1 pseudogene is annotated in these 212 nt (G+C 54.2%); it reads left to right on the top strand.

Annotation, left to right across the window (positions count from 1 at the left end):
* Window positions 1-212, top strand: a pseudogene (locus FDX22_RS00560) (DNA topoisomerase IV subunit B); the annotation flags it as partial.

Below are 212 nucleotides of genomic sequence, written 5' to 3'. Positions count from 1 at the left end.
GATCGGCATCGATCCGGACAGTGATGATCTGAGCCAACTGCGCTATGGCAAGATCTGTATTCTGGCGGATGCGGATTCCGATGGTCTGCACATCGCTACGCTGCTGTGCGCGCTGTTTGTGAAACACTTCCGTACGCTGGTTAAACACGGTCACGTCTATGTGGCGCTGCCGCCGTTGTATCGTATCGATCTCGGCAAAGAGGTGTATTACG

The sequence above is a fragment of the Citrobacter sp. TBCS-14 genome (assembly GCF_005280805.1).
Classification (GTDB): Bacteria; Pseudomonadota; Gammaproteobacteria; order Enterobacterales; family Enterobacteriaceae; genus Citrobacter; species Citrobacter gillenii.
This window is presented reverse-complemented; position numbering and strand designations above follow the sequence as displayed.